Source organism: Enterococcus sp. AZ163 (genome assembly GCF_050498925.1).
GTDB classification, from domain to species: Bacteria; Bacillota; Bacilli; order Lactobacillales; family Enterococcaceae; genus Enterococcus_A; species Enterococcus_A ferrettii.
The window spans coordinates 46,289-68,387 of record NZ_JBIPAO010000003.1; the positions used below are offsets into that span (position 1 = coordinate 46,289).

At 40.0% G+C, this 22,099-nt stretch carries 23 protein-coding genes; 5 read left to right on the top strand and 18 right to left on the bottom strand.

Annotation, left to right across the window (positions count from 1 at the left end; translation table 11 throughout):
* Positions 1-64: 64 nt before the first annotated feature.
* The 6 genes from IGI46_RS21855 to IGI46_RS21880 form a co-directional block, all read right to left on the bottom strand.
* Entirely contained in the window at positions 65-1,099 is a 1,035-nt protein-coding gene (locus IGI46_RS21855) for an NADH:flavin oxidoreductase/NADH oxidase (protein WP_429965746.1), read from the bottom strand.
* A gap of 15 nt (positions 1,100-1,114) precedes the next feature.
* Positions 1,115-1,735 (bottom strand): endonuclease III domain-containing protein, encoded by a 621-nt coding sequence (locus IGI46_RS21860; RefSeq protein ID WP_429965745.1) that lies wholly within the window; start codon positions 1,733-1,735, stop codon positions 1,115-1,117.
* A gap of 123 nt (positions 1,736-1,858) precedes the next feature.
* On the bottom strand, positions 1,859-2,821 hold the full coding sequence (locus IGI46_RS21865; RefSeq protein WP_429965744.1) for an ABC transporter substrate-binding protein: 963 nt from the start codon (positions 2,819-2,821) through the stop codon (positions 1,859-1,861).
* 577 nt (positions 2,822-3,398) lie between these two features.
* Positions 3,399-4,055: a CatA-like O-acetyltransferase gene (locus IGI46_RS21870; RefSeq protein WP_429965743.1), complete on the bottom strand. Its 657-nt coding sequence runs from the start codon at positions 4,053-4,055 to the stop codon at positions 3,399-3,401.
* Positions 4,039-4,641, bottom strand: coding sequence for a helix-turn-helix domain-containing protein (locus IGI46_RS21875; RefSeq protein WP_429965742.1), 603 nt, complete (start codon positions 4,639-4,641; stop codon positions 4,039-4,041). The genes IGI46_RS21870 and IGI46_RS21875 overlap by 17 nt, the downstream gene beginning before the upstream one ends.
* Before the next feature lie 66 nt (positions 4,642-4,707).
* On the bottom strand, positions 4,708-5,532 hold the full coding sequence (locus IGI46_RS21880; protein WP_429965741.1) for a class I SAM-dependent methyltransferase: 825 nt from the start codon (positions 5,530-5,532) through the stop codon (positions 4,708-4,710).
* A 337-nt stretch (positions 5,533-5,869) separates the two neighbouring features.
* Here IGI46_RS21880 and IGI46_RS21885 point away from each other — a divergent pair, with 337 nt between their 5' ends.
* Positions 5,870-6,181: a DUF2316 family protein gene (locus IGI46_RS21885; protein WP_429965740.1), complete on the top strand. Its 312-nt coding sequence runs from the start codon at positions 5,870-5,872 to the stop codon at positions 6,179-6,181.
* 58 nt (positions 6,182-6,239) lie between these two features.
* Here IGI46_RS21885 and IGI46_RS21890 read toward each other — a convergent pair whose 3' ends face one another.
* Positions 6,240-6,824: a DJ-1/PfpI family protein gene (locus tag IGI46_RS21890; protein ID WP_429974250.1), complete on the bottom strand. Its 585-nt coding sequence runs from the start codon at positions 6,822-6,824 to the stop codon at positions 6,240-6,242.
* A 143-nt stretch (positions 6,825-6,967) separates the two neighbouring features.
* Between IGI46_RS21890 and IGI46_RS21895 the strand changes: the two genes are divergently transcribed.
* On the top strand, positions 6,968-7,396 hold the full coding sequence (locus IGI46_RS21895; RefSeq protein WP_429965738.1) for an Lrp/AsnC family transcriptional regulator: 429 nt from the start codon (positions 6,968-6,970) through the stop codon (positions 7,394-7,396).
* Here IGI46_RS21895 and IGI46_RS21900 read toward each other — a convergent pair.
* From IGI46_RS21900 to IGI46_RS21910, 3 genes are all read right to left on the bottom strand, one after another.
* Positions 7,393-9,078, bottom strand: a complete 1,686-nt coding sequence (locus tag IGI46_RS21900; RefSeq protein WP_429965737.1) for a hypothetical protein — start codon at positions 9,076-9,078, stop codon at positions 7,393-7,395. The genes IGI46_RS21895 and IGI46_RS21900 overlap by 4 nt on opposite strands.
* A gap of 332 nt (positions 9,079-9,410) precedes the next feature.
* Entirely contained in the window at positions 9,411-10,004 is a 594-nt protein-coding gene (locus IGI46_RS21905; protein WP_429974251.1) for a hypothetical protein, read from the bottom strand.
* A complete protein-coding gene (locus IGI46_RS21910; RefSeq protein ID WP_429974252.1) occupies positions 9,994-10,746 on the bottom strand; it encodes a DUF4947 domain-containing protein in 753 nt (250 codons plus the stop codon). Before IGI46_RS21910 ends, IGI46_RS21905 begins: the two co-directional genes overlap by 11 nt.
* Positions 10,747-10,786: 40 nt before the next feature.
* Between IGI46_RS21910 and IGI46_RS21915 the strand changes: the two genes are divergently transcribed.
* Entirely contained in the window at positions 10,787-10,915 is a 129-nt protein-coding gene (locus IGI46_RS21915) for a hypothetical protein (RefSeq protein WP_429974253.1), read from the top strand.
* A gap of 1,224 nt (positions 10,916-12,139) precedes the next feature.
* Here IGI46_RS21915 and IGI46_RS21920 read toward each other — a convergent pair.
* The 6 genes from IGI46_RS21920 to IGI46_RS21945 all read right to left on the bottom strand — a co-directional run bounded on the left by IGI46_RS21920 (position 12,140) and on the right by IGI46_RS21945 (position 19,710).
* A complete protein-coding gene (locus tag IGI46_RS21920) occupies positions 12,140-13,330 on the bottom strand; it encodes an amidohydrolase family protein (RefSeq protein ID WP_429965734.1) in 1,191 nt (396 codons plus the stop codon).
* Between the two features lie 274 nt (positions 13,331-13,604).
* On the bottom strand, positions 13,605-15,029 hold the full coding sequence (locus tag IGI46_RS21925; RefSeq protein WP_429965733.1) for a DUF2142 domain-containing protein: 1,425 nt from the start codon (positions 15,027-15,029) through the stop codon (positions 13,605-13,607).
* Between the two features lie 184 nt (positions 15,030-15,213).
* Positions 15,214-15,525 carry a pyrimidine/purine nucleoside phosphorylase gene (locus IGI46_RS21930; RefSeq protein WP_429965732.1) on the bottom strand — a complete coding sequence of 104 codons (312 nt, stop codon included), beginning with the start codon at positions 15,523-15,525 and terminating at the stop codon, positions 15,214-15,216.
* A gap of 25 nt (positions 15,526-15,550) precedes the next feature.
* Positions 15,551-16,435 (bottom strand): sulfite exporter TauE/SafE family protein, encoded by an 885-nt coding sequence (locus IGI46_RS21935; RefSeq protein WP_207704098.1) that lies wholly within the window; start codon positions 16,433-16,435, stop codon positions 15,551-15,553.
* A gap of 65 nt (positions 16,436-16,500) precedes the next feature.
* A complete protein-coding gene (hypD, locus tag IGI46_RS21940) occupies positions 16,501-18,903 on the bottom strand; it encodes a trans-4-hydroxy-L-proline dehydratase (protein WP_429974254.1) in 2,403 nt (800 codons plus the stop codon).
* A 24-nt stretch (positions 18,904-18,927) separates the two neighbouring features.
* A complete protein-coding gene (locus tag IGI46_RS21945) occupies positions 18,928-19,710 on the bottom strand; it encodes a radical SAM protein (protein ID WP_429974255.1) in 783 nt (260 codons plus the stop codon).
* A 177-nt stretch (positions 19,711-19,887) separates the two neighbouring features.
* Here IGI46_RS21945 and IGI46_RS21950 point away from each other — a divergent pair, with 177 nt between their 5' ends.
* A complete protein-coding gene (locus tag IGI46_RS21950; RefSeq protein ID WP_207704101.1) occupies positions 19,888-20,430 on the top strand; it encodes a helix-turn-helix domain-containing protein in 543 nt (180 codons plus the stop codon).
* 357 nt (positions 20,431-20,787) lie between these two features.
* Here IGI46_RS21950 and IGI46_RS21955 read toward each other — a convergent pair whose 3' ends face one another.
* Positions 20,788-21,207 carry a hypothetical protein gene (locus tag IGI46_RS21955; protein WP_429965729.1) on the bottom strand — a complete coding sequence of 140 codons (420 nt, stop codon included), beginning with the start codon at positions 21,205-21,207 and terminating at the stop codon, positions 20,788-20,790.
* 21 nt (positions 21,208-21,228) lie between these two features.
* Entirely contained in the window at positions 21,229-21,420 is a 192-nt protein-coding gene (locus IGI46_RS21960; protein WP_429974257.1) for a type II toxin-antitoxin system HicA family toxin, read from the bottom strand.
* Between the two features lie 211 nt (positions 21,421-21,631).
* Here IGI46_RS21960 and IGI46_RS21965 point away from each other — a divergent pair, with 211 nt between their 5' ends.
* Complete coding sequence (locus tag IGI46_RS21965) at positions 21,632-22,084, top strand: GNAT family N-acetyltransferase (RefSeq protein ID WP_429974259.1); 453 nt, start codon at positions 21,632-21,634, stop codon at positions 22,082-22,084.
* Positions 22,085-22,099 lie beyond the last annotated feature (15 nt).

The window sequence follows — 22,099 nt, forward strand, 5'->3', positions numbered from 1 at the left end:
TTTATTAAGGATAGTTTCTTTTCGGCAGTTGTGTCAAATTACGGGCTTAGTTAATCATCTGATGTTAGAGCTGTCCTCGCTTATAAGAGTCGTTATATACTTGAAAATCCTGATCATGCAAGGAAATGGCCGCGTCAGCTAACCAGTTAACATTACGAATCAGTGCCCGTCCCTGCATGATTATATCCGCCTGCTTATTCTGCAAAATATACTCGCACAAGCCAGGGTTGTCTAATAGACCCAATGCCGTTACCGGTATCGAAACTGCCTGTTTCATTGCAATTGAAAACGGTACTTGATACCCGTCATGCATCGGAATGTTGGGCCTGCGGTTCAGTAGTCCGCCCGTAGAAATATCTAAACAATCGACACCTTCAGTCTCTAACCAACGGCCAATTTCTTGCCAGTCTTCCAAGCTGTTTTGTTCCCCCGCTTGGGCGTAATCAGTTAGAGACAAACGAACCCACAAGCTGCCGTGGTAATTTTTACGAACTTGTTCCACAATTTCTTGCAGGAAACGATAACGATTTTCCAGCGTCCCACCATATTTATCCGTTCGTTGATTGGTCGAGGGTGATAAAAACTGGTTAATCAAATATCCATGTGCGCCGTGCAATTGGATCATATCAATCCCAGCATCGACACTGCGTTTAGCTGCTGCAACAAAGCTCGCCTGCACACGATGAATTTCTTCAACCGTCAGTTGATTTGGTGTTGCATAATCCTCACTATAGGCAATTTCACTAGGAGCCAGGGGATAAACAGCATCTTTCGCTTTCCGACCTGCATGATTCAACTGAATTCCCACTTTAGTTCCAAAACTATGCAAATCAGCTACTAATCTTTCCAACGCAACTTTCTGTTCTTGATTCCAAAGCCCTAAATCCCGACTGCTGATTCGGCCATCCGGTTCAACTCCCGTTGCTTCAATAATAATCAGACCTGTCTGGCCAATTGCACGAGCGCCGTAATGAGCGAAGTGAAAGGGGGTTGCCACTCCGTCCTCTTTTATAACTTCGTACATACACATGGGTGACATCACCACACGATTTGCTAAGGACAGATTACCAATTTCTACAGGCGACAACAATAATGACATTTTTCTCGACTCCTTCTATTTTATTAACCAGCTTTCGTCCATGTTAGGCTGCTTGCGGTAATGCTTCCCATGAATATCAATTACCGCATGCCACTCCCGACACAATTCCCAGGAAATCTCTTCAGGAATCGGCAGTAAGGCATTACGCATTTCTTCATAGCTTAAATAATCACCTAAGCCTAGTCGCTTAAACAAGCGTTGTGCGTAAGTATCTGCAATAAAGGCTTTTCGCTTGAATATATATAGCAACATCACATCAGCCGTTTCTGGACCAACACCCTTTATGGATAGCAGCTCTTCTCTTAATTCCTTCGTTGAGAAGTGCTCCAAAGCTGACACTTCTCCACCATGGCCCTTAAACCAATCCAGCAATGCCTTGATAGCTTGACTCTTTTGACGATAAAAGCCGGCTGGCCGAATCAATTCCTCTAGCTGTTCCAGCGTTAACTGTTCCAATTGCTCAATCGTCAAATAGGGTTGAAGGTTTTTCAATGCTCGTTCCGCGTTGCCTTCATTGGTTCGCTGAATCAAGATCATTGTAAGCCAATCTGACAACCAATCATCTGATTCCCACCAGTATTGGAATCCGTAATGCGCCACCAACCGATTCAAGACTTCAACTATTTGATCAGTCATCTTCTTTACTCCTTCGTTCTTTCCAAAAGCTTGGTGCCTTCTTTTATTATTATAAAGCCTTTTTCTTAGCTGACAAAGCAAAAAGCCGACTTGTTCTTCCTTGTCGGCCTTTGCATACATCATTTATTCCTCTGGATTCTTAATAGTTGCTGGATCAATTCCCAATGCTTCACACATTTCTTTATTAACGTAGAATTCCAGATTTTCTGATTCCTCTACTGGCATGTCTGCTGGAGTTGCTTCGCCTCGTAAAATTTTAGCAGCCATTCTTCCCGTTTGTGCCCCTAATTCTTCGTAATTAATCCCAATAGTAGCAATGCCGGCTTCTTTGACATCGTTGATGGCTCCAGCAACTAAGGGAACCTTTTTTTCTTTCATTACATCCCCAACCAGTGTTTTTGCACTAGCAAAGGTATTGTCTGTCGGCAGGTAAATGCCATCAACTTCATCCGCAACTGTTTGAGAAACTTGTTGCACATCATTCGTGCTGGTAACTGTGCGAACAACCGGTTCTACCCCAGCTTTTTTCAACGCTTCGATCGCCAAATCTGCTTGAATTTTTGAATTGATTTCACCGGAATTGTACATGATTCCCACTTTTTTAGCATCGGGCACAATCGACAACAGTAATTTGATTTGTTTAGCCACTGGCGACATATTGGTTGTTCCTGTTACATTTCCACCAGGTTTGTCGTAACTGTTTACCAATTTTGCTTCCTTCAAATCAGTCACACAGGTTACAACAATCGGAATATCTGTTGTCGCTGTCAACAACGATTGACCAGCGACCGTGGTTACTCCCAACAATAAATCTGGATCTGATTTTACTAATTTTTCACTGATGCTCTTCAAATTATCCTGACTGCCTTGGGCATTGTGGTAGTCGATCTTAACAGTTTCGCCATCAATAAAGCCCTCTTCTTTCAAGCCGCGAACAAAGCCCTTGTATGAATCATCCAACGATTCATGCTCCACAAATTGCAGTGCCCCAACTGTTTTCATGTCATCTTCAGCTGATTCTCCTTGCCCACATGCACCTAATATCATCAAACTTAAAATACCAATTCCTGCTAATACTTTTTTCATTATTTCCTCTTCCTTTCGAATAAAAAAATCGTCCACCTAGATAGTCTAAGCGGACGATTGGAAATTACGAAAGAAATCAATACTATTTTCGCACTATTCACAGCCACTTAGAATTACCTACGTGGCTGGTGACGCGTTGAAGCACATTAGCCATCATAGATACAAACCTGTCCGTTTGTATCCAGATGAATACAAACGTATCTAATAATAGCTAACGTAATAGCGGTTATTCAGTTGTGAGAGTTTGTTCTTTGTCATGTTAATGACCTCCAACCGATGAGTTGAACATAGTATACAACAAGATAAATTAAATGTAAATGAGAAAAATGGAATTTGTATTAAACATTTTTTTAGCTAGACCAATAAAACTAGAAATCCAATCTTACTTTTTCTCTCGCTGCAGGTAGACTCCATCAACTTAAATTAAAGAGGATATCCTTGAATTTCATTAGAAAAAATTACTTATTCATTATTTTCACTCGGAGTTAAAGGCATGCTCGCTTCTTTCTAACTAGTAGACCAATTTCCTCCCCAAAGAAAAACATCAGAGTCTACTCTAAACTAGACTCTGATGCTATTAATCCAGCCAATCCTCCCCTTGATCCATCAATTCCTGCAGCTGCTCCAAAAATACTTTCAGCTGATAGCCATCCGTTGCTGCATGATGTGCATTAATCGCCAATGGCATGTACCATTCGTCATCCTGCTGAATAAATTTTCCAGCTTCAAAGCTGGGAAAATAATAATCCTTTAGTTGATGATGCTGCAAAGAAAAACTATCAAAACTGAACCAGGGGATACAAGAGATCACATACGCATTCTCTGGTGGCGGTCCTTTCTTCGTTAACATGCCACGATCAGTGCCAAATGTTTGAACATCTGCCAAATAACGCTGATAAAATTCCGAAAAATTGGTCGAATATTCAGTCCATAGCAGGGAAACCGTCTGATCTTCTGGATGAAACTGCGGATAAACCGGATTGAGATAGTCCCAAAAACCCAAAGTCTCATCCTTTATCGCCAATTTCAATTCCTGCAGTTGACTTATCACGCGACTCCCAGCATACAAATATGCTGGGAAAAATTTAATCTGTTTGTATTTGGCTTGTTGACGCAGTTTAGTAACCCGCAGCTTTACTGTAATTGAGTAGCTGGTAGGAGCCATTTGCGAATAATAGTAAAAAGATTCCGCTCTAGGCCAATTTTCCATCGATTGTTTATAAAAAGTGGCCATTGGTTTGCTCCTTTTTGAATAATCCATGCGTAGTACAATAAAAATACATAGTCGCATGACACATTCGCGGCAGTCGAACTGCTGGTTCCTGTTCGGGATACAGCTTTTTCAACTGAATTTGATCACCAGAGACTAGCGCCAGAAAGGACAACGAGTGCTCCTTTTTCATTTCATGGGCAAAGGTAGCATACCAGTCAGCTTCAACTTCTGTTACCTTCACCTGATGCTCCCCTTGTTCTGCCTGAGGCAATAAGGGTTCTAAATGTCTTCCACAACAAGTCATTTCAGTTTTCCCAAATGAAAAGTTGATGGTCTGGCAGGTCGAACAGACAAAAAAACTGACCTTAGTTATATTCCCGTTATTCAGTTGATTTTGAGTTAATTCCCCTGCCAGCAGTTGATTGGTTTCTACTTGAAACAACTGAGAAAGTTTTGTTACCAGTGATACATCGGGGTAACCTCGCCCCCGCTCCCACTTGGAAACCGTCCGATCGCTAATCATTAGAGCTTCGGCTAATTCTTTTTGTGTCCAGCCGCGTTCATTCCGTAAATTGCGAATTAATCGGCCAGTTTGTATACTATCCATCTTCTCACCTCTTACCTTAAGATTACGTGATTCCCACCGGCAAAACAACCAACGGAACGTAGAGTTTTACTGCTTACTGACCACAAAGCAGGCGGTATCGGAATTATCCTCCCACGGCTCACCGGCAATATTTTTATAAAGCTTGACTTGGGTAAAGCCTCCTCGCTGCAACTCTTCTGTCATTTCTTTCGGCGTAAAGACCGTCTCCCAAATATAAAAAGTCTTTTGCTCTTCTTCATTCAACAAATGATGGGCTGCTAAATAGGTTGACCCATATTTTTCCGTACGTTCCAAATGCAGACAGGGTTCTTGGCTCCAAAAACTATTTTCTTCCATTTGCCAGATTTGAGTTGGCTTAAAATCTTGATAACGAACAGGCGTAAACACATCAAAAACCAGTCGACCATCAGGCTTCAGTGCCTGATAAGCCCTTTCTAAAATAATTCGGCGATTCTCATGGGACAAAACACCTAAATCACAATAAATCATAAAGATCAGATCGTAGGATTCCTCCTGCCAATCAGTTTTAGTATAGTCTCCCTGAATATAACGAATCGGCAGGTTCTCCTCCTCAGCAGATCGTCGGGCATAGTCAATACTATTCTGGGAAAAATCAATCCCAGTCACTTGATAGCCAGCTCGTGAAAACTTCTCAGCATAGATTCCCGGACCGCAGCCTAAATCCAATACTTTTGGATAGTCTTCTGGTGGAAATTTTTCTGTCAGCCAAGCCACCGATTTTTCAACAAAATATTTGTTGCGAGTGGCTCCGTCTTCCTGCTCATTTAAATGAGCAGCCAGCATGTGGTTAGCTACATAAGGATCAAGCCAAATATTCTCACTGCTTTTCGTGAACAAAGGGATGTCTTGTCTTAATTTATTTAGATTCATTTTTAAATTCTCCTTTTTAGTAGTTGATCGTTGATTGGTTTTAGATATACAAGAATAGCAACGCAAAAAAACATGAAAAAGCCAACATCTAAACACAACAAATAAACTGATTTCACCATGAAATTTTTCAGTTTATTTGTCTTAGATGGCTTTTCCACGTTTCACTAGCTTACTTTATTTGTAATGCTTAGTGCGCCGGACTACATGCACTTCCTTTAATCAACGATCACTATAAGTTTAGCAGAGCCATTCAGCATGTGCAAGCCTGGTTTTTGTCAGCTAATTTTTCGACATTTCTTTCAAAACGTAGTAAACTACCTCCAAGGAAGTGAACGGAATGTCATTAACGCAACAACAAAAATTGGATACTATTTTAGAATTCCAAGAAAATATGTCTTTGGCAAATCTGACAATTGAAGCAGTTGCTGAAGACTTTCAAGTAGCACCAGAAAAAATTACCCGCATTCTTCAGCTTCAACAAAATTCCATTGAAGATCCATGGATTCTAAAAGAGTACTTAGCCAAAAAGGTTGAAGAAGCTGGCCAAGTTCCTGTACCTTTCACCGCTTTGGTCGGTGATCACCATCAATATTGGTTCTTAAATACTCGAAAAATTGATAAAATGAAGCTAAGCCGCGGAAACGCTTAAACAAAAAAACTTCTCTGACCACTCAGGTTAGAGAAGTTTTTTATCCTTGCAGCTTCACCTAAAAGCCCATTCGCCTTTTTACCTGTTGAACATTTTCTTGATTTGTTAGTTGTTCAAGCAGCCAAAACGCTACTTCCAAAGCTGTTGCTGGCGAAGAAGAAGTAACAATATTTCCCTCTTGAACAATGGACTGACCATGCTGCACCTCTACCCCAAAAGCTGCCAGCTGATCTTGCCGAGGATTGCCGGGATAGGTATAAGTTGTCGCTTTTTTACCAGATAAAACACCACTTTTGGCTACACTTAAGGCGGCCACACAGATTGAAGCGATCGGTTTACCCGCTCCTGCAAAATATCTAATTACAGTCAGAAATCGTTCATTGAACGCATCTGTGTAAAATCCTGCTTCTTCAAAACCGCCAGGAATTGCCAAAGCATCGTAAGAGTCCAGTTGGATTTCATCTAACCGAACATCGGGAATCCATTTCGGCCCCCAAGTACAAGTCAGTTCTGAATGCAGTCCCACCGATACCAGCTCGGTGGAACCATCTCCCTCATATAAATTCCAACCTAGAACATCTGTGAAAACACTTGCTTCATACGCTTCAAACCCATTCGCTAACAATAATAATGTTTTTGTCATTTTTCGTTCCTGCCTTTCCTTCCCTCTATTAATAGCATATAATGAAAAAATACTTGCTTCCATGTACAAAACAAGGTATTAGGGGTGTTTCACCTTATTTATTAAGGTAAAAGAGCCTTTTCACCTTAATAAAGGAGGTTTCTATGGATCAAACTGATTGGAAGATTCTCGACCTACTGGCAGAAAATGCCCGCATGCCGATAAAAGAGCTTTCTAAGAGGGTCGCCTTAAGTAATCCCTCAGTAAAGGAAAGAATTTTAAAACTAGAAGAACAAGGTATCATCGAGGGCTACACTACCAAAATCAACTATCAAAAGCTGGGGAAGAAGATTGACGTCTTTATTCTGATGGAAACCATAAATTGCCAAGCCTTTCGTGAGTTTTGCTGGAGTCATCCTGATGTTATCGAATGCCATCGCATTGCTGGAAAATACAGTTATTTAGTTAAATTTGCGACAGACTCGATGGCTTCATTAGAGGATTTTATTGATCAAACCCTCAAGTATGGCCATCCTTCGACACAAATCGTTTTTTCCTCTCATTACAATGAAAAAATGTTCAAAGCTCCTTAATTAGAAGCCTTGAACATTTTTTTGAGCCTTGTTTTTTTCACTACATAATAAACCGGACAAAGTAGCCAAAACAGTATGGCAAGCCAAATACCCACATCTACGTAAAACGGTGGATTGAACCACAGACGTACCTTGTTTACTCCACTTTTTGCCTGAACAGCAGGCGTGCCAATCTCAGATAGCGTCGGCGAAACTTTTTTACCATTTACCGCTATTCCCGAACCATGATACAGAACAATTGGCAATTGCGTTTGTCCCGCTTTCGACTGTGTCCATTTAACAATTAAAGAATTACCAGCCACGATCTTTTGAAAATCCGGATTGGGATCAACCACTTTTTGTTTGTATAAATTGTAATTGTTGCGGCCAGTTTCTTCATAAACCGGCAAGTAGTCCGGTGTACCTTTTTGCAAAAGTTCTAAACTCTTTTTCAAGTCACGACTGTAGAAGGAGTCACGAACCTGCTGGTCATCTCCATAAACATACGTATGAATTCCTTCTTTATTAGTGTAACGCTCAGTGTGCCAGCGCTGCAAAGTCTGATTCGTGGTATACAAAATCTGCACCGCACCAATCACAACCACCAGCATCGGAATTATCTGCTTCAAACGCTTGGGCCAATTGGTTGTACTGTAGACCTGAGCCGTGAAAAAAACAAACAAGACAGTAAAAGGTGCAAAGAAACGAAACGGAAACTGAATTAACGACACAAACGGAACCTGCTTCTGCACCCAGGTTGTCCAAGGCAGCAAATCACTGGATAAAATCAAGAAAATCAGCGATAAAGCACCCGTCAAATGAATTAAAGGCGTCATCTTCTTGCGACTCACTAGATAGATTGCCAGCATTGCGCCCATTAACGGCACAAAGGTATAAGGATAAAACAGCCAATAATCACTACCGCTGTCCACCGCAAAATTTGACATTTGCTGGTTTACAAAAGGACTAATCAGCTGATTGTTGGTGTATAGATAGAAAAGCGACCCCCACAGATTCGCCGTTAGCCCTAAAAACAGCAGCACCGCCAAACTGACGTCCTTCATCAGCTTCATTTTCTGCTCACTGCGAATGAAGGTATAAACAAAATAGAAGGCATAAATCCCTGCCAGCAGCAAGCTAGAAAATAAATGAATTTGCGTCATCAACGCCATCAGAATCGCCAGCTTCACCACTGGAATCCGGCCTTTTTCCACCATATCCAATAACGGTAACAGACACAGTGGCAAAACCGCCGTTCCCCAGCTGGTAAATCCCTGACGCTGAATCCAGTATTGAATCGAAAATGTCGTCATAAAGAAAATTGCCGCTGAAACCGCCAAACTCTTGGAAATCCCGGCCCGCTTCAGCAAACAATACATTGAACTACCTGATATCAAATAAATCAAAAAATTTGCCAGCACCTGATACCTAAACCAGCTGCCACCGATCAGGACTAACAAACCGTTTAGATAAGCCCACAGCGGACCGTAAAGAGCATTGACAATTCGTCCCGACTGCTGAAAACCATAAAGAGTAATAAAATATTCAAAATTTCCGTTTTTAATTTGCATCGCTGTATCATAAAAGCGATTGAAGTGAAAAACTGCATCCGAACCAACGATCATATCGCGGGTAATCAGGTTAGGCAAAATAAATAAAACCGCCATCAAGGGAATGACCCAGTACGGATAGTTTTTTTTCATGAAAACCAACTCCTCGTTTTTCATTATATGTCACACCTATGTGATTCATGTAATAAGAAGACTTGGTTCAAGAAGCTTTATTAGCAATTTTTCTTTTTTCTTTAATGATTTATGCCGATAAACACCCTCAATAAGTGCGATTGAGGGTGCTCAAAAGTAGTTTTTAAGTCGCTATGTTCTGAATAATTAAAGAAAATCATCTTAACATAGTTAGCACAAAGTTCTGCAGTTTGTCTTACCTTCTTGATATCAGACAGAAAATCCACTAAGTCAACTATTGATAACAGACTCACAATTGACGGATTACAAAAACCGAATGGGTTCATTAACAATCAGTAATGACTTTTATCAGTAATCATCAGTGTCTCTTTATCGTAAGTAACAGTAACAGAGTGGGGCTCGTAATCCCCATCACTGGTTTTATTCCAAGTAGCCATCGATCTTGGCGGCATACCATAGGATTCTTTTTCCCAGCTAGTAACAGTATCGGGCTTGCCCACCAACTTTTCTAATTCTTCATAACTTGAACCATTTTCAAAAGAATACTTTTCACTGTCAGCATCGTAATTCTCGGTAGCTACTTTTACAGAATCATAGATATTTTGTGTCCAACCTTCAGGGAACTCCCCTTTTGTAGAAGGATCTTCGACACCTGGCTCGATTGGCTGATAGGGAATTACACTCTCAGTATTGCTACTAAATACTGAATAACTCAATAGTCCAACCAGCATAATAATAATCGGAATTGCCGCACTGACATGTATCAAGTTTTTTTTCTTTTTAACTGTAGGCAACTCATCAACTTGACTGACGGTGCTCTTTTTTTTCGTGTTCAAATAAATTGTGCCGCAATATTCGCACTTCCAGCCATTTTTTACTTGGTGGAATTGCGTACTGCCACAGTTCATACATTCTTTATTTTTCATGATAAAACCCATCCGATCCATATTCTTCAGGAAAATCATCTGGGTATTTTCCTAACCCTTCTCGAGGATATTTTTCTGGCGAGCGGGTGAAGGATACGTAGCGCACGATCGGTGTCACATACCCCACTCGATCATCCTTAAAATAAACGTTTGGTTTTCCTTGTTTTTCGTAAACGAATTGTTTTGAGTACCCTGCATAAGAGTTGTCTTTAATAAATGCAATAAAAGCTTGAACTTCTCTCCAAGTAAGTTGTCCAGTTTGCCATTGCTCCTTTAAGGATTTAGCTTCGTAGTTGACAGGTCTGTTCTCATCATCAAATTCAAGTCGAATATTATTTTGGATTGCTTCAGAATTTGTGATGATTTCATCCGGCTGTCCCCAAATTCGCAAAATATCCGCAGTAGAATATTGTTCAAAATCTGGTCCATAAGCAACTAGAAAACCAGCTTCATGATAATAGGTTGTTACCGCGAACTCTGAATTAGGATCTTCGATGATCATATCTTTTTTAGGCGGTTTTTTTACTCTTTTCTTTTTTGCGATATCATGATCTTTTTGTGCCTCAGCCAATCGTTCTTCAAACTCATTTGTTCTCTCTCCGCCATATTCAGCAACTGAGGCTTTAGCTAATTTAATTTCCTCATCGTTGAGTGAGAGCTCTGCGATTCGAACAGCTCGTTCCGGATTGCTTAATTGACTTGACGAATAATCTGACTTGGGACTATCATTTGGGATTTCCACATCTTGTTTTGCAGGTATGTTCTCTCCTGAAAAAACTAGTATGAAACTGAAGACGAATAAAATGAGAAAAAGACTAATTATCGTAGGTTTTGCAACTCGTGTATTTTTAGTTGGAACAGGCGATTTCTTTGGTGTGACTGGTGCATCATCGAAATCATATTCTGCGTGACAGTAAGAACACTGGTACCCTCTCTTTGTTTTTTTAAATTGATTCCCACCACAGTATTTACAAATTAAACCTTTCATCTTATCTACCTAACTTTTCTTTAGATTGTGAACAGTCATTGCCTCAACCATAGATTCCCTCTCAACTACACACAAGCAACAATATCCAAGAAGTAACTACAGGAAGAGAAACTGTCGGCATCGTTGATTATTGATTAAATGACTATTTTATCGTGATTCCCCTAAGCATATTGTTTCATTTAAAAATAAGTGCGTGCAGAAAAAGCTGTTCTTCTGTCCACTCAATTGTTTAAGAAATTTGTCCATTTATTTTTAAGCATAGGTTCTGATTCTTCTTGTGTCAGAAAAACATCACCTTATCCTTATATAGTAGCAAAGAGGTCAGGAATCCAATTAAACTTCCCTTTTAGATGCAGGAATCACAAAAATTTTGTCCGCTCCAGTCTCTCAGTAATTGTTTTACACTATCTATTACCGCATCTAAATTTATACAACAAACAACTCCTAATTTTATATCAGAATCCTTGTCTACCAGATTTCCTTTGAACTCAGTAGAAGCAATTTATCTGTGTATAAAAAACATGCCTTTTCAAAACAACTGACAGTAACATTTCAATGGCCTCTCTAAGAATTTCTTGTTTTGTCACAAATTAATAAATAGACGATATTTTCTCCTATACTACAAACTTAATAATAAATAAAATTAATCGAATTAAAGGAGGGATCCTTCCAAATAAATTACAACAATGATTATTTTCATTCGCTGACAATCAAATTTATCCTCTATTTCTTTTCATGCTATTTTTTATTATGAAAACTTGATTAATCCTATTATATCAAAGGAAATAGGAAGCACAATAGGTATTCTTCACAAGATTCTTTTCAGTATAAAAGGAGAATAATCTCTGTACATACTCAACCTAACATAACACCTATTTATTTTTTTGTACCTATATGCGTACTTGATTTGTCCTTAATTCACCTTCATAGATAATCATTAACTAAAAAAATAATTATTTTCTTGTTCTTTCTTACACATTTTTTATGTATGAACATTAACAGCTCCTTTTTATAAGTACTAGATAAGAAATCAAAGCAAAAAAGACAAGAAATTTAGCGAATACGCCTCATTTCCTGTCTTCATGCTTTATTAAGTAAACTTATTTTCCTCTCAAACGCTTGAAAAGCAAGGGATCCGTTCTCACACTTACATCTCTTCCCCTGCCAAAAAGACCTGCTGTACATTCCGCAGCTGCTCAATATCCTGGGTAACATCGCCGGATACCACTAAAATATCCGCCTGCAGGCCCGATTTAAGTTGGCCTGTCACCTCGGTTAAGTCGAAAACTCGTGCCGGATTTTGAGTAGCTGTTTGAATCGCCTCAAGTGGCGTCAAACCATAACGAACCATTAACTCAAGCTCCTCAACAATCGGCACATCAGGCGCCTCCAGCATCACCATATCTGTCCCTGCTAAAATTGTTACTCCTTCATCATAGATCGGTTTAAAATTCTTCGAGTAAGCCTCAACAGAAGCTTCAAAAAAATCTAAATGATGAGAGTAGGTTTCAGTAGATTGATTAGAATGATCAATCCCCACCTCTTGTACCTTCTTGTTGTAATCAGCCAGAAAATGATAAGCAAACATCGTAGGCGTCCAAGTCTGCTGATTTGCCGCCATTTGTTTGCCTTGTTCTACCGTTAAAAAGTTGCCATGTTCAATCGTATCAAAGCCAGCATCAATACACATTTGGATTCCTGGTTGCGTGCCGGAGTGAACCACACATTTCATGCCCAAACGATGGGCCTCCTCAACTCCCGCATTCAGTTCTTCTTGGGTAAATTCACAGATATCGTCACGGTTTGTGGTTAACAGCTTAATCCAATCCGCACCATCACGTTTTTGACGACGAATGGTATGACGAATATTTTCTACACCATCCACCTCTTCAATGCCATCCTCATGGCCATGACCACCAGTAATACAAATTCCACGATCAGTATGCAGAATCCTTGGTGCTTTGACAAAACCTTTTTCCGCTGCCAGCCGCAGCGTTTCTAAAAGAAATTGCGGACCGCAGCAGTCCCGAATCGTTGTTACCCCCTTCTTCAGACAGGTCTCCGCTTGCTTTTGTGCATAATAAGCAATCATAAAATCATTGTAGTGATGCAAATCTGGCTGCGTCCAATAATAGCCCAAATGGATATGAGCATCCATTAAACCTGGTAGAATCGTTGACTGACCGTAATCTCGAACCTCTGCCTCCGGATATTTTTCCTGTAATTCTTTCGCAGGACCCACTGACAGAATCTGATCGTTTTGACAAACCACACCGCCATCCTCGATCACTGTTTCTCCATCACCAATAATAATTTTTGCCGCCTTTAATAAAAACATGCTATCCTCCCTTTCCCTACTAATGTTAGTATATTCACAAAAGTTTACGCTTACAAGGGGGAGGTGGAATTATTTAGCAAAGTCATTTTTTTAGAGATTTAAAAGCTTTCTATTACTCCTTTTTACTTTCCCATACGTGTCTTCTCTGTATTAACCTTATATAAATCAGAAATTATGCAGATTGAAAATTTTTGCACCTCTAATAATTTTTTTACAGTTTGCTTCATGAAAAAAAGCCTGCCTTCATTTTGCAACGAAAGCAGACTGTCTATTCTTAATAGCGTTCATTTAACACGGATAAAGCAACTAGAAACAAGATTACCAAGCTGATACTTAAAATAATATTCATTGAACGCTTGCTGACATCCAAGCCTTTGCCATGGCTGCTGAACAGCGGAACCATAGTTAGCCCAACCGGAATAAAGTAGCGGCCTTGAAGTCCCTCAATGGTTTTCTTGGCATTCACTGGATTCCAGATTTGATACAGTGCAAAGAAAGTCAGCAGGGTGTATAGGATCAGCAACAGCACAATAATTCCTTTTTGATAAAGAGCCAGTGTTCCACCGTCTTCTTTTTGCAGCAGGGAAGCCACAATCAAAATTGAAAAGTAAAAGATAATCCAGTGGGTTGCCATTGGTGCATCCAACAAACCAAAGTCTCCGACTGCTGACCGAGTGATATAATCTCCTTTGATCCCTAAAACATAGTTATCATAAAAATTCGTCAGAAAAATCGACGGATCCTTGAAAAAGGCTGCCACCTGCTTCGATGGGTTAGAAAAATCACGATAAAGCGTTTGCTGATCAATCATGAAGCTGTTCCACCACAGATAAAAACCAATCGATAAAGCCAAAATCAAAATACCCCAGGCAATTTTCCTTCGCACACTTAAAGCTTTATTGGGCAACAAGAAAAACAGCATCCCTAAAGTAATCATTGTCGGCTTCATTAAAACCAGTCCGATCATCATTACCATACTGATCAACATAGCTGGCGAGCTGATTCGTTTTTTGCTTCTAAGATGCAAGATCCAAGACGTAAAGAAAAAACCGCCGGCAATAATCATGGCATCTCCAGAAACCGTAGAAGCTAAAAACATAGCCATCGGATTGAGACCAATTACTGCCCCGCCCCATTTTGAAAAGGGGAAAATAGCTAAGGCTGCAAACACCACAAAAATGTAAGCAAACAGATTGAAATAGCGGGCAATATAATACTGATTCAGCGGTCGTTGATTAAACAGCTTACCCACCCAGATCGCGGTTATTTGCGGAATGTAATTGACAAAGCTGTAGTTGGTCATGCCGCCGGTTCCGATAAATTTATCCGAATTATCGCCATCTGACTTAATCATATAAGGATACTTTTCATTTTCTCCCCATTTTTGAACGGCGTATTCGTTCATGCGATAGATTTCATCTGAAACCTCAAAACCATAAAAGCCCCAGGTTTGATCAGCCTTTTTCGGTGCCTTTCCTGTACGCGTCTCTGGACGCACCTTAAAACGGGAAAGGGCATCAGCCTTCACTAAGTGCCCGACTTCATCGGGGGCCTGCAGCGGTGGAATGATTTTGATGAAGATTAGACCAAATACCATTGCGAAAATTAAAAAGAAAACGACTGGAAATTCCAGTCTTTTTATTGTTTGAAAGATCGGATTTTCTTGTCTTTTGCCCGATCGAAGTTGGGTGGTTGTCATTAACTAGCTCCTCAATAAATTTGTCTATGTCTAATTTATCATACTTCACAACATTTTGAGTGGACTTTTTCTTGATTGGTACAAAAAATCTATACAAGAAAAAAGAAGTCGCATCTTACCGCGACTTCTTCCATCAAAAAGGCTGAATCAATCTATAAAATCAAGTTGATTCCACGTTGCTTCTTTATTCAGCAATATACGAACAGCTGTAATCAGCATATTCCGTTACTTTTACTTGAAACGCACTATTTTTAGGAACAATAAACTCTTCTTCTTCAGTGAAAGTTTGCCATTCCGTTTCGCCAGGCAGCAAAACCGTCATTGCCCCTTGTAAAACAGTCATTAATTCTTTTTCGTTTGTATTAAAGGTATAGTCACCTGCTAACATGAACCCTAAAGTAACCTTACTGCCATCTGCCTGTTGAAGGGTTCGGCTGGTTACCTTCCCGTCAAAATAAACATTGGCCTTTTTCACTGCATCTACATTTTTTAACACGACAATTTATCCCCTTTTTTCAGTCCTATGCTTTTTGTGCAATCGCCAGCTTACGACTCTTTTGAATATAGGTAAAGCCAGAGTAAATAATCACTACGATGACAATCCAAGTTAACACCGTAATATCTAAGCCTGTAACGAATTTCGAAGCAATAATTACCCCCGCAATTCCGCCAATCGTGATTCCCAGACTTACCTTACGAGCATACTCACCTGTTCGAATAAAGTTGATACTCGCTACAGGCATCAATGCACCGCAGGAAGCAGACATGATCGGGAAAGCCACCAAAGGACTCAAGCCCAGCATATACACCATTGCCATACAAGGGGCATACAATCCCACCCCCATCGTCATTAGTGCACCTAAACCAAAATTACCCACAATTCCAATTATCAGTTTAATCCCGGTTAAGCCAGTCGCTGTATTGCCTTCACCTAAAATATTGATCATGCCAGTTTGTTTCAAGGCCATCAAGATTGCGGTCAATATTAAAGCACAGCCCATTACAAATTGAACCTTTTGCTCCGGCAGCTTAGTAACAAATTTCGAGCCGATCCATGAACCAACTGTTGCAGCAGCAACCAAAGAAAACAAAGTCAACGGCTCCACCTTTACCACTGTGATAAAGATAATTGCTTCCAATAAACAGGATAACGCATGACTGACATTTAACGTTCCCGGCAGCTTGCGATCGTCATCCAGCTGCTTGGTCAAGTTCATTAATAAAGTGGTAGGAGCAAATGCCCCAATGCCCAAAGTATCTAAGAAATCAGTAATAAAACCAATCCCGATTGAAACAGGCATACTGCCGCTGCCAAGATTTCTCTTATTCTTAAACAGATCCCGACCTAAAACACTCATGTGCAAGCCTATAAAAAGGACCAGCATTACCAAAACGATTTGTTTCATACTTACCTTCCCCCAAGAGAGAGCCTAGAAAGCATTTCCCGTTATCTTTCTAGGCTCAGATTTTTTTAGCCAAAATCTTGTTCTGTTCGAGCAATAATTTCATCCTGCAGCGCTTTTTCCAAATTATTAAAGTAGTCGCTGTAACCCGCTACTCGTACAATCAGATTTTCGTATTCTTTTGGATGCTTTTGAGCCTTAAGCAGAACATCCCGATTGACAACGTTAAATTGAATATGGTGTCCGTCCAGCGCAAAGTAGCTACGAACCAACGACGCCATATTAATAATTCCCTGTTCTCCAGCAACTACACTTGGCGTAAACTTCTGATTCAACAATGCACCACCAGTTTTGGTTTGATCCAGCTTAGAAGCAGATTTGATTACTGCAGTTGGACCGTTGCGGTCGGCTCCTTTTTCAGGTGAAATCCCATCTGGTAAAGGAATTCCTTTATGACGGCCATTTGGTGAAGCTTCCATCACTTGACCAAAGTAAACGTGGCAAGTGGTTGGCAGGAACTCTACTACCGTTTTAGAACCTTTTGGTGTAGGCCGGCCAGCAATGATATCCTGCAAGGTTTCATCCACTGTTTTTAACAAATCATCCGCATAGTCATCGTCGTTCCCGTATTTCGGTGTTTCATTGTAAACCATGTCATAAATATCGTCATGCCCTTCAAAATCATCCGAGCAAGCTTGAATCATTTCAGCCATCGTCATCGTTTTTTGATCAAACACATTATGCTTCATCGCAGCTAATGAATCGGTGATAGTTGCGACACCCACACACTGAATATAACTCGTGTTATAGCGAGCTCCACCACAGTTGTAATCTTTCCCCACGGATATACAGTCATCGCTCATTACTGAAAGCAGCGGTACGGGCATAAATTCCATGTACATCCGTTCGATCATATTGTTTCCGGCAACCTTCACGTCCACCACATATTTCAATTCTTCATAAAAAGCATCAAACATTTCTTCGTAAGTTGTCATTTCGCGGAAATCGCCAATATCAATCCCTACCTGCTTGCCTGTATAGTGATCGTACCCGCGATACATTGCTAACTCAAAAACTTTCGGAATATTCAAGTAACCAGTCAGAACATACGCTTCTTTACCAGCGACGCCCACTTCCACACAACCTGAACAAATCCCGCTTTCTCTCGCATCATCGACAGATTTGCCTAAATAGCTCAATTCATTCAAAATCGCTTCTGAATTATAAAGCGCCGGTTGACCCCAGCCTTTACGAGAGACCCGCAACGCTTCACGCAGGAATTTCTCTGGTGATTTTTTCGAAATTTGAACGTTCGAGCTTGGCTGCAGCAGCTTCATTTCATCCATTACTTCTAAAATTAAATAGCTGACTTCACTAACTCCGCTGGTTCCATCAGGACGCAATGCACCGGTATTCAAATTACAGAAATCAGTATACGTACCGCTTTCCTTCAACGTGATTCCGACTTTTGGCGGTGCCGGTTGGTTGTTAAATTGGATCCACAGATTTTCTAAAAGCTCCCGCGCTTCCTCACGAGTTAAACGGCCTTCTTCTATGTCTTTTTCATAAAAAGGTTCTAAATGCTGATCCAATTTACCTGGTGAATACGCATCCCAGTTATTCATTTCAACCGTTACCCCAATGTGCACAAACCAGTACATTTGAATTGCTTGACGGAAAGTTTGCGGCGCATGTTCAGGTACAACATCACAGACTTCAGCCAATTCCAACAGTTCCTTTTTCCATTCTGGATCAGTTTCTGTTTCAGCCATATCCCGACATTGCTGAGCATAACGTTTTCCGAAGATAATCATTGCTTCACAAACCAGCTTCATACCTTCTAATTCTTCTCGTTTGTTTAAAGCTTCCATATCACTGTTGTAATCAAGGTTGTCAATTTCCCGTTGGATATCTGCTTTGAAATCAGCGAAGCCTTTTTGATACATTTTTCCGTCCGCAACTGTATGACCAGGTCCCCGTTGCATCAAGAATTCTGTATATAAACCAGCATCAAATAATAAATGCCATTCTTCCGGCAATAACTTATTCATGCGCGTCATCATTGCTCGATCATGCCAATAAGGAATAATGACTTCCTCTTGAATCTTGCGATCTTCCTCTGATACTTTGAAGAATACCTTTTCACGATTGTTCATATTCTCAAAATCGTCTAACGTATGACAACATAACTCTGGGAAAGTTGGAGCTGCCCAAGGTGCATGCCCCTTCTCACCAAGAACCAAACTACCTTTTTCAATATAGTTTGTCCGGTTTTCCATAATATACTTAAATGCTAAACCACGCAAAACGGGGGTTGAAACTTTGCCTTCCCATTGCTTGTAGGCTTCTGTCAGTAAAACAGCTCGTTCCATGGAAATTCTAGGTTCACACTCTTTTTCACTAATTTCTCTTAATCGCTTGATTCGTTCAGTACTGCCTCTTCTCGTTGGTTCCAATGTTAATTCAGCCATTTCTTTTCCTCCTGTACTTCTTTATTATCCACCGATTGTCACTTGATAACCGGCTGTTTCGTATACTTTTTTAATGTGCGCAACTTGTTCATCAGATGGTTTAATAAAATTTTGGGTACATTCTCGGTTCAAACGTTTGTATTTGTCTCGACCAAAGTCATGATAAGGCAACAATGAGATTTCACTCACATGAATTCCTTGTTCATAAAGCCAACCCACAATATTCCTCGCTGTCTGTTCATCTGCATTGACTTCATCCAGCAGAATTAATCGCAAATCGATCACTGCCTTTTGGTCGGATAAATAGCGTAAATTCGATAGAACCATGTCATTTCCAGCGCCTGTATACAGGTGATGCAATTGTGAATTTATGAACTTTAAATCGTACAAAAACAGGTCGGCATAAGGTAAAATTCTCTCGTAATTTTTTTGAGGGGCCACGCCGCATGTATCAATCGCTACCGAGATACCCATACGCTGACATTCTTTTGCCAACTCAACCACATAGTCCATGTCCTGCGCCATTACCTCGCCGCCGGAGAAAGTAACTCCGCCACCAGACTGATCATAAAATATCTGGTCTGCTTGGATTTTTTTAACCAGTTCTCGAATGGAATAGTCTTTGCCGATTACCTCTTCTTTTCCGTATTTGTTCAACATAATCTCTGGACCAAAAACTTGGCTTTCTGGATTGTGACACCATTCACATCGAATGGGACACCCCTTGAAAAAAATCGTTGTTCGAATACCTGGACCATCATGGGTAGAGAATTTTTGAATGTTGAAAATGGTCGGATTTTTTTTCACGTTATTCCCCTCCTACTCACTTGTAATTATAATCACAAAGACAAATCTTTGCAAGCGGTTTTTTCATAATGATGAATTTTTTTATTTTTGATGGCGTTTTCGTTCACGAGTGTGACCACATAGGCATTTAGGGTATTTTGCGTTATACTAATAGTAATAACTTCAAGGAGGAACACCATGAATATTGGAGATAAAGTAAAAGCATTGCGTACAGAACGGGGCTTTACCTTGAAGCAGCTTTCTGAGGCTACCGGGCTGTCTACCGGCTTTTTGTCACAATTTGAACGAGGAATTACCACGATTGCAGTGGAGCATCTCTCAAACATCGCCGAAATATTTGATGTAAAAATCAATTATTTTTTTGAGGATGTTGAAGAAAGTGAACCAATTATTCGCGGCTATGATCAACCAGTTCTGCGGATTTTAAACAATATGATCTACAAAAAGCTTAGCCCTGCTCCTGAGGACAAACAAATGGCACCGAAGTTAATTGAGATAATGCCTCACGAGGATCGTGAATTTCCTGCTTCCTATCCTCACCACGGTGAAGAATTTGTCTATGTATTGGAAGGAATTCTTACGCTGGAGTTGGATAGTAAAAGTTATCAGATGTACCCTGGCGACTCTGCTCACTATTTTTCAACCTTGGATCACAACTGGGATAATCAAACCAATAAGGTCGTTAAGTTCATTGTGGTTCATTTTCCGAATGATTATTGAAACAGTAAAACAACCCCAGTTAAACTATATACTTCTTGACGTATAGTTTAACTGGGATTGTCTCTTAGATCGCTTTATTTATGTGATTACCATCAATTAACCACTTATCTTCCTATTCAATTTCGAGCAATCGCTGCTCACGATTTATTTACTTTTATTCCATCTAGTTCAAGCTGCTTTCTTCACTTTCGGCTGAAGCTTTTCGTTTGCTTAACTGTTTTTATTCATCACTATCAAGTCTCCCTACTTGCCTTGAGTGCAGCGCGCATGCTTAATCGTTAAAAAACTTTGTTATAGTGGAACAAACAAAAAAGCCCTCCAATTTTAAAGAGGACATTTGATGCAAAGAAAACAATATTATACTTTCTGAATATCCTGATCAATTTTTTCCTGCACATATTTAGAAATACTGATATTATTGTTGTTCAGATAGAAATCCTGATATTTTTTGATGGAGACCATACGCTTAACCGGTTCTTCGCTGAACCTTTTCAAAATTGCCGTCAAATTAGTCGCGATTAACGTAATGTATTGATGATCTTCCTTCGTTTTTTCTAACTCTGAAAGAGCCTCTTCACCCATCTCTGGAAAAGGCTCTTTGGCTTCATAAATATCAAACAGCGTAAATTCCAACGAGCTCTTCGCCACCCCAACTGCTTCCGTTAACGTTTCCGCGCTCGCAGCAATTGTCATTCCAGTAAAAGGATAATCGATGAGATAATCGTCTTCGGCCAATCTACTAATACGCATGGCAAAAACAAGTTCTTGCTGGTCCATGGTAAACCTCCTTGTAAAACTTTAGTTTAGATTTAATAGTTTTAGCAGTGTTTGCTCAGTTCCTTTAGATAAATCCTTATTTGCATGAATAGCAATTGTTACCTTTTCTCCAGTTTCAAAATGCTTTAATCTAACATGGGAAACCTTTTGTCTGATCATTTGCCAACCATTTTTTCTTGCTAAACGCAATAGGTCTTTACCAGTCATTGGCATGATGTATCCTCCAATTTCATAATTATCTTATCACAAAAGTATATATTTTTATATACTTTATAATTTTGATTAGTATCTCCCCTGTTTAATATACGCATTCTGCCAAAAAACTATTTTTCACTATACAAAATAAAATCGAACCATCGTATCACTATTCATTGCATCACGCCTCTTCTACAATAAATATATCAAAGAAAAAGCAGGTGAAAAAATGAAGCTTCTAAACTTACGAGAATCACCAGAAATAAAAAATGAGTTGACAAACTATTTACAGGCTAAATGGGGTACTAAGGAAAGCAACCCCGTTTACCTTAATTGTTTGGCTCATGCTGTTAGTCCAGAACTAGCATTGCCAATGTGGTATGCCTTAATAGATGGAGAGAGAATAATTGGCTGTGCCGGATTAATGCCGAATGATTTTATCAGTCGGATGGATTTAACACCTTGGCTTTGTGCACTTTTTATTGATGAAGCGCATCGCGGGAAGCAATTGAGTCGGTGGCTTATCGAACAAATCAAGCAGGACACGCGAAAATTAGGCTATCAGAAGCTTTATCTGTGTACCGATCATATCGGACTTTATGAAAAAATGGGGTTTGACTATATTGGCGACGGCTTCCATCCTTGGGGCGAGCAAAGCCGCATTTATCAAATAAACAGTTAAAAAGCTTCACGAAAA

What these genes read in the sequence shown, in the direction of transcription:
- IGI46_RS21855 (WP_429965746.1), bottom strand. Translation starts at nt 1,099, where the DNA reads ATGTCATTATTGTTGTCGCCTGTAGAAATTGGTAATCTGTCCTTAGCA.
- IGI46_RS21860 (WP_429965745.1), bottom strand. Translation starts at nt 1,735, where the DNA reads ATGACTGATCAAATAGTTGAAGTCTTGAATCGGTTGGTGGCGCATTAC.
- IGI46_RS21865 (WP_429965744.1), bottom strand. Translation starts at nt 2,821, where the DNA reads ATGAAAAAAGTATTAGCAGGAATTGGTATTTTAAGTTTGATGATATTA.
- IGI46_RS21870 (WP_429965743.1), bottom strand. Translation starts at nt 4,055, where the DNA reads ATGGCCACTTTTTATAAACAATCGATGGAAAATTGGCCTAGAGCGGAA.
- IGI46_RS21875 (WP_429965742.1), bottom strand. Translation starts at nt 4,641, where the DNA reads ATGGATAGTATACAAACTGGCCGATTAATTCGCAATTTACGGAATGAA.
- IGI46_RS21880 (WP_429965741.1), bottom strand. Translation starts at nt 5,532, where the DNA reads ATGAATCTAAATAAATTAAGACAAGACATCCCTTTGTTCACGAAAAGC.
- IGI46_RS21885 (WP_429965740.1), top strand. Translation starts at nt 5,870, where the DNA reads ATGTCATTAACGCAACAACAAAAATTGGATACTATTTTAGAATTCCAA.
- IGI46_RS21890 (WP_429974250.1), bottom strand. Translation starts at nt 6,824, where the DNA reads ATGACAAAAACATTATTATTGTTAGCGAATGGGTTTGAAGCGTATGAA.
- IGI46_RS21895 (WP_429965738.1), top strand. Translation starts at nt 6,968, where the DNA reads ATGGATCAAACTGATTGGAAGATTCTCGACCTACTGGCAGAAAATGCC.
- IGI46_RS21900 (WP_429965737.1), bottom strand. Translation starts at nt 9,078, where the DNA reads ATGAAAAAAAACTATCCGTACTGGGTCATTCCCTTGATGGCGGTTTTA.
- IGI46_RS21905 (WP_429974251.1), bottom strand. Translation starts at nt 10,004, where the DNA reads ATGAAAAATAAAGAATGTATGAACTGTGGCAGTACGCAATTCCACCAA.
- IGI46_RS21915 (WP_429974253.1), top strand. Translation starts at nt 10,787, where the DNA reads ATGAAACTGAAGACGAATAAAATGAGAAAAAGACTAATTATCGTAGGT.
- IGI46_RS21920 (WP_429965734.1), bottom strand. Translation starts at nt 13,330, where the DNA reads ATGTTTTTATTAAAGGCGGCAAAAATTATTATTGGTGATGGAGAAACA.
- IGI46_RS21925 (WP_429965733.1), bottom strand. Translation starts at nt 15,029, where the DNA reads ATGACAACCACCCAACTTCGATCGGGCAAAAGACAAGAAAATCCGATC.
- IGI46_RS21935 (WP_207704098.1), bottom strand. Translation starts at nt 16,435, where the DNA reads ATGAAACAAATCGTTTTGGTAATGCTGGTCCTTTTTATAGGCTTGCAC.
- hypD (WP_429974254.1), bottom strand. Translation starts at nt 18,903, where the DNA reads ATGGCTGAATTAACATTGGAACCAACGAGAAGAGGCAGTACTGAACGA.
- IGI46_RS21950 (WP_207704101.1), top strand. Translation starts at nt 19,888, where the DNA reads ATGAATATTGGAGATAAAGTAAAAGCATTGCGTACAGAACGGGGCTTT.
- IGI46_RS21955 (WP_429965729.1), bottom strand. Translation starts at nt 21,207, where the DNA reads ATGGACCAGCAAGAACTTGTTTTTGCCATGCGTATTAGTAGATTGGCC.
- IGI46_RS21960 (WP_429974257.1), bottom strand. Translation starts at nt 21,420, where the DNA reads ATGCCAATGACTGGTAAAGACCTATTGCGTTTAGCAAGAAAAAATGGT.
- IGI46_RS21965 (WP_429974259.1), top strand. Translation starts at nt 21,632, where the DNA reads ATGAAGCTTCTAAACTTACGAGAATCACCAGAAATAAAAAATGAGTTG.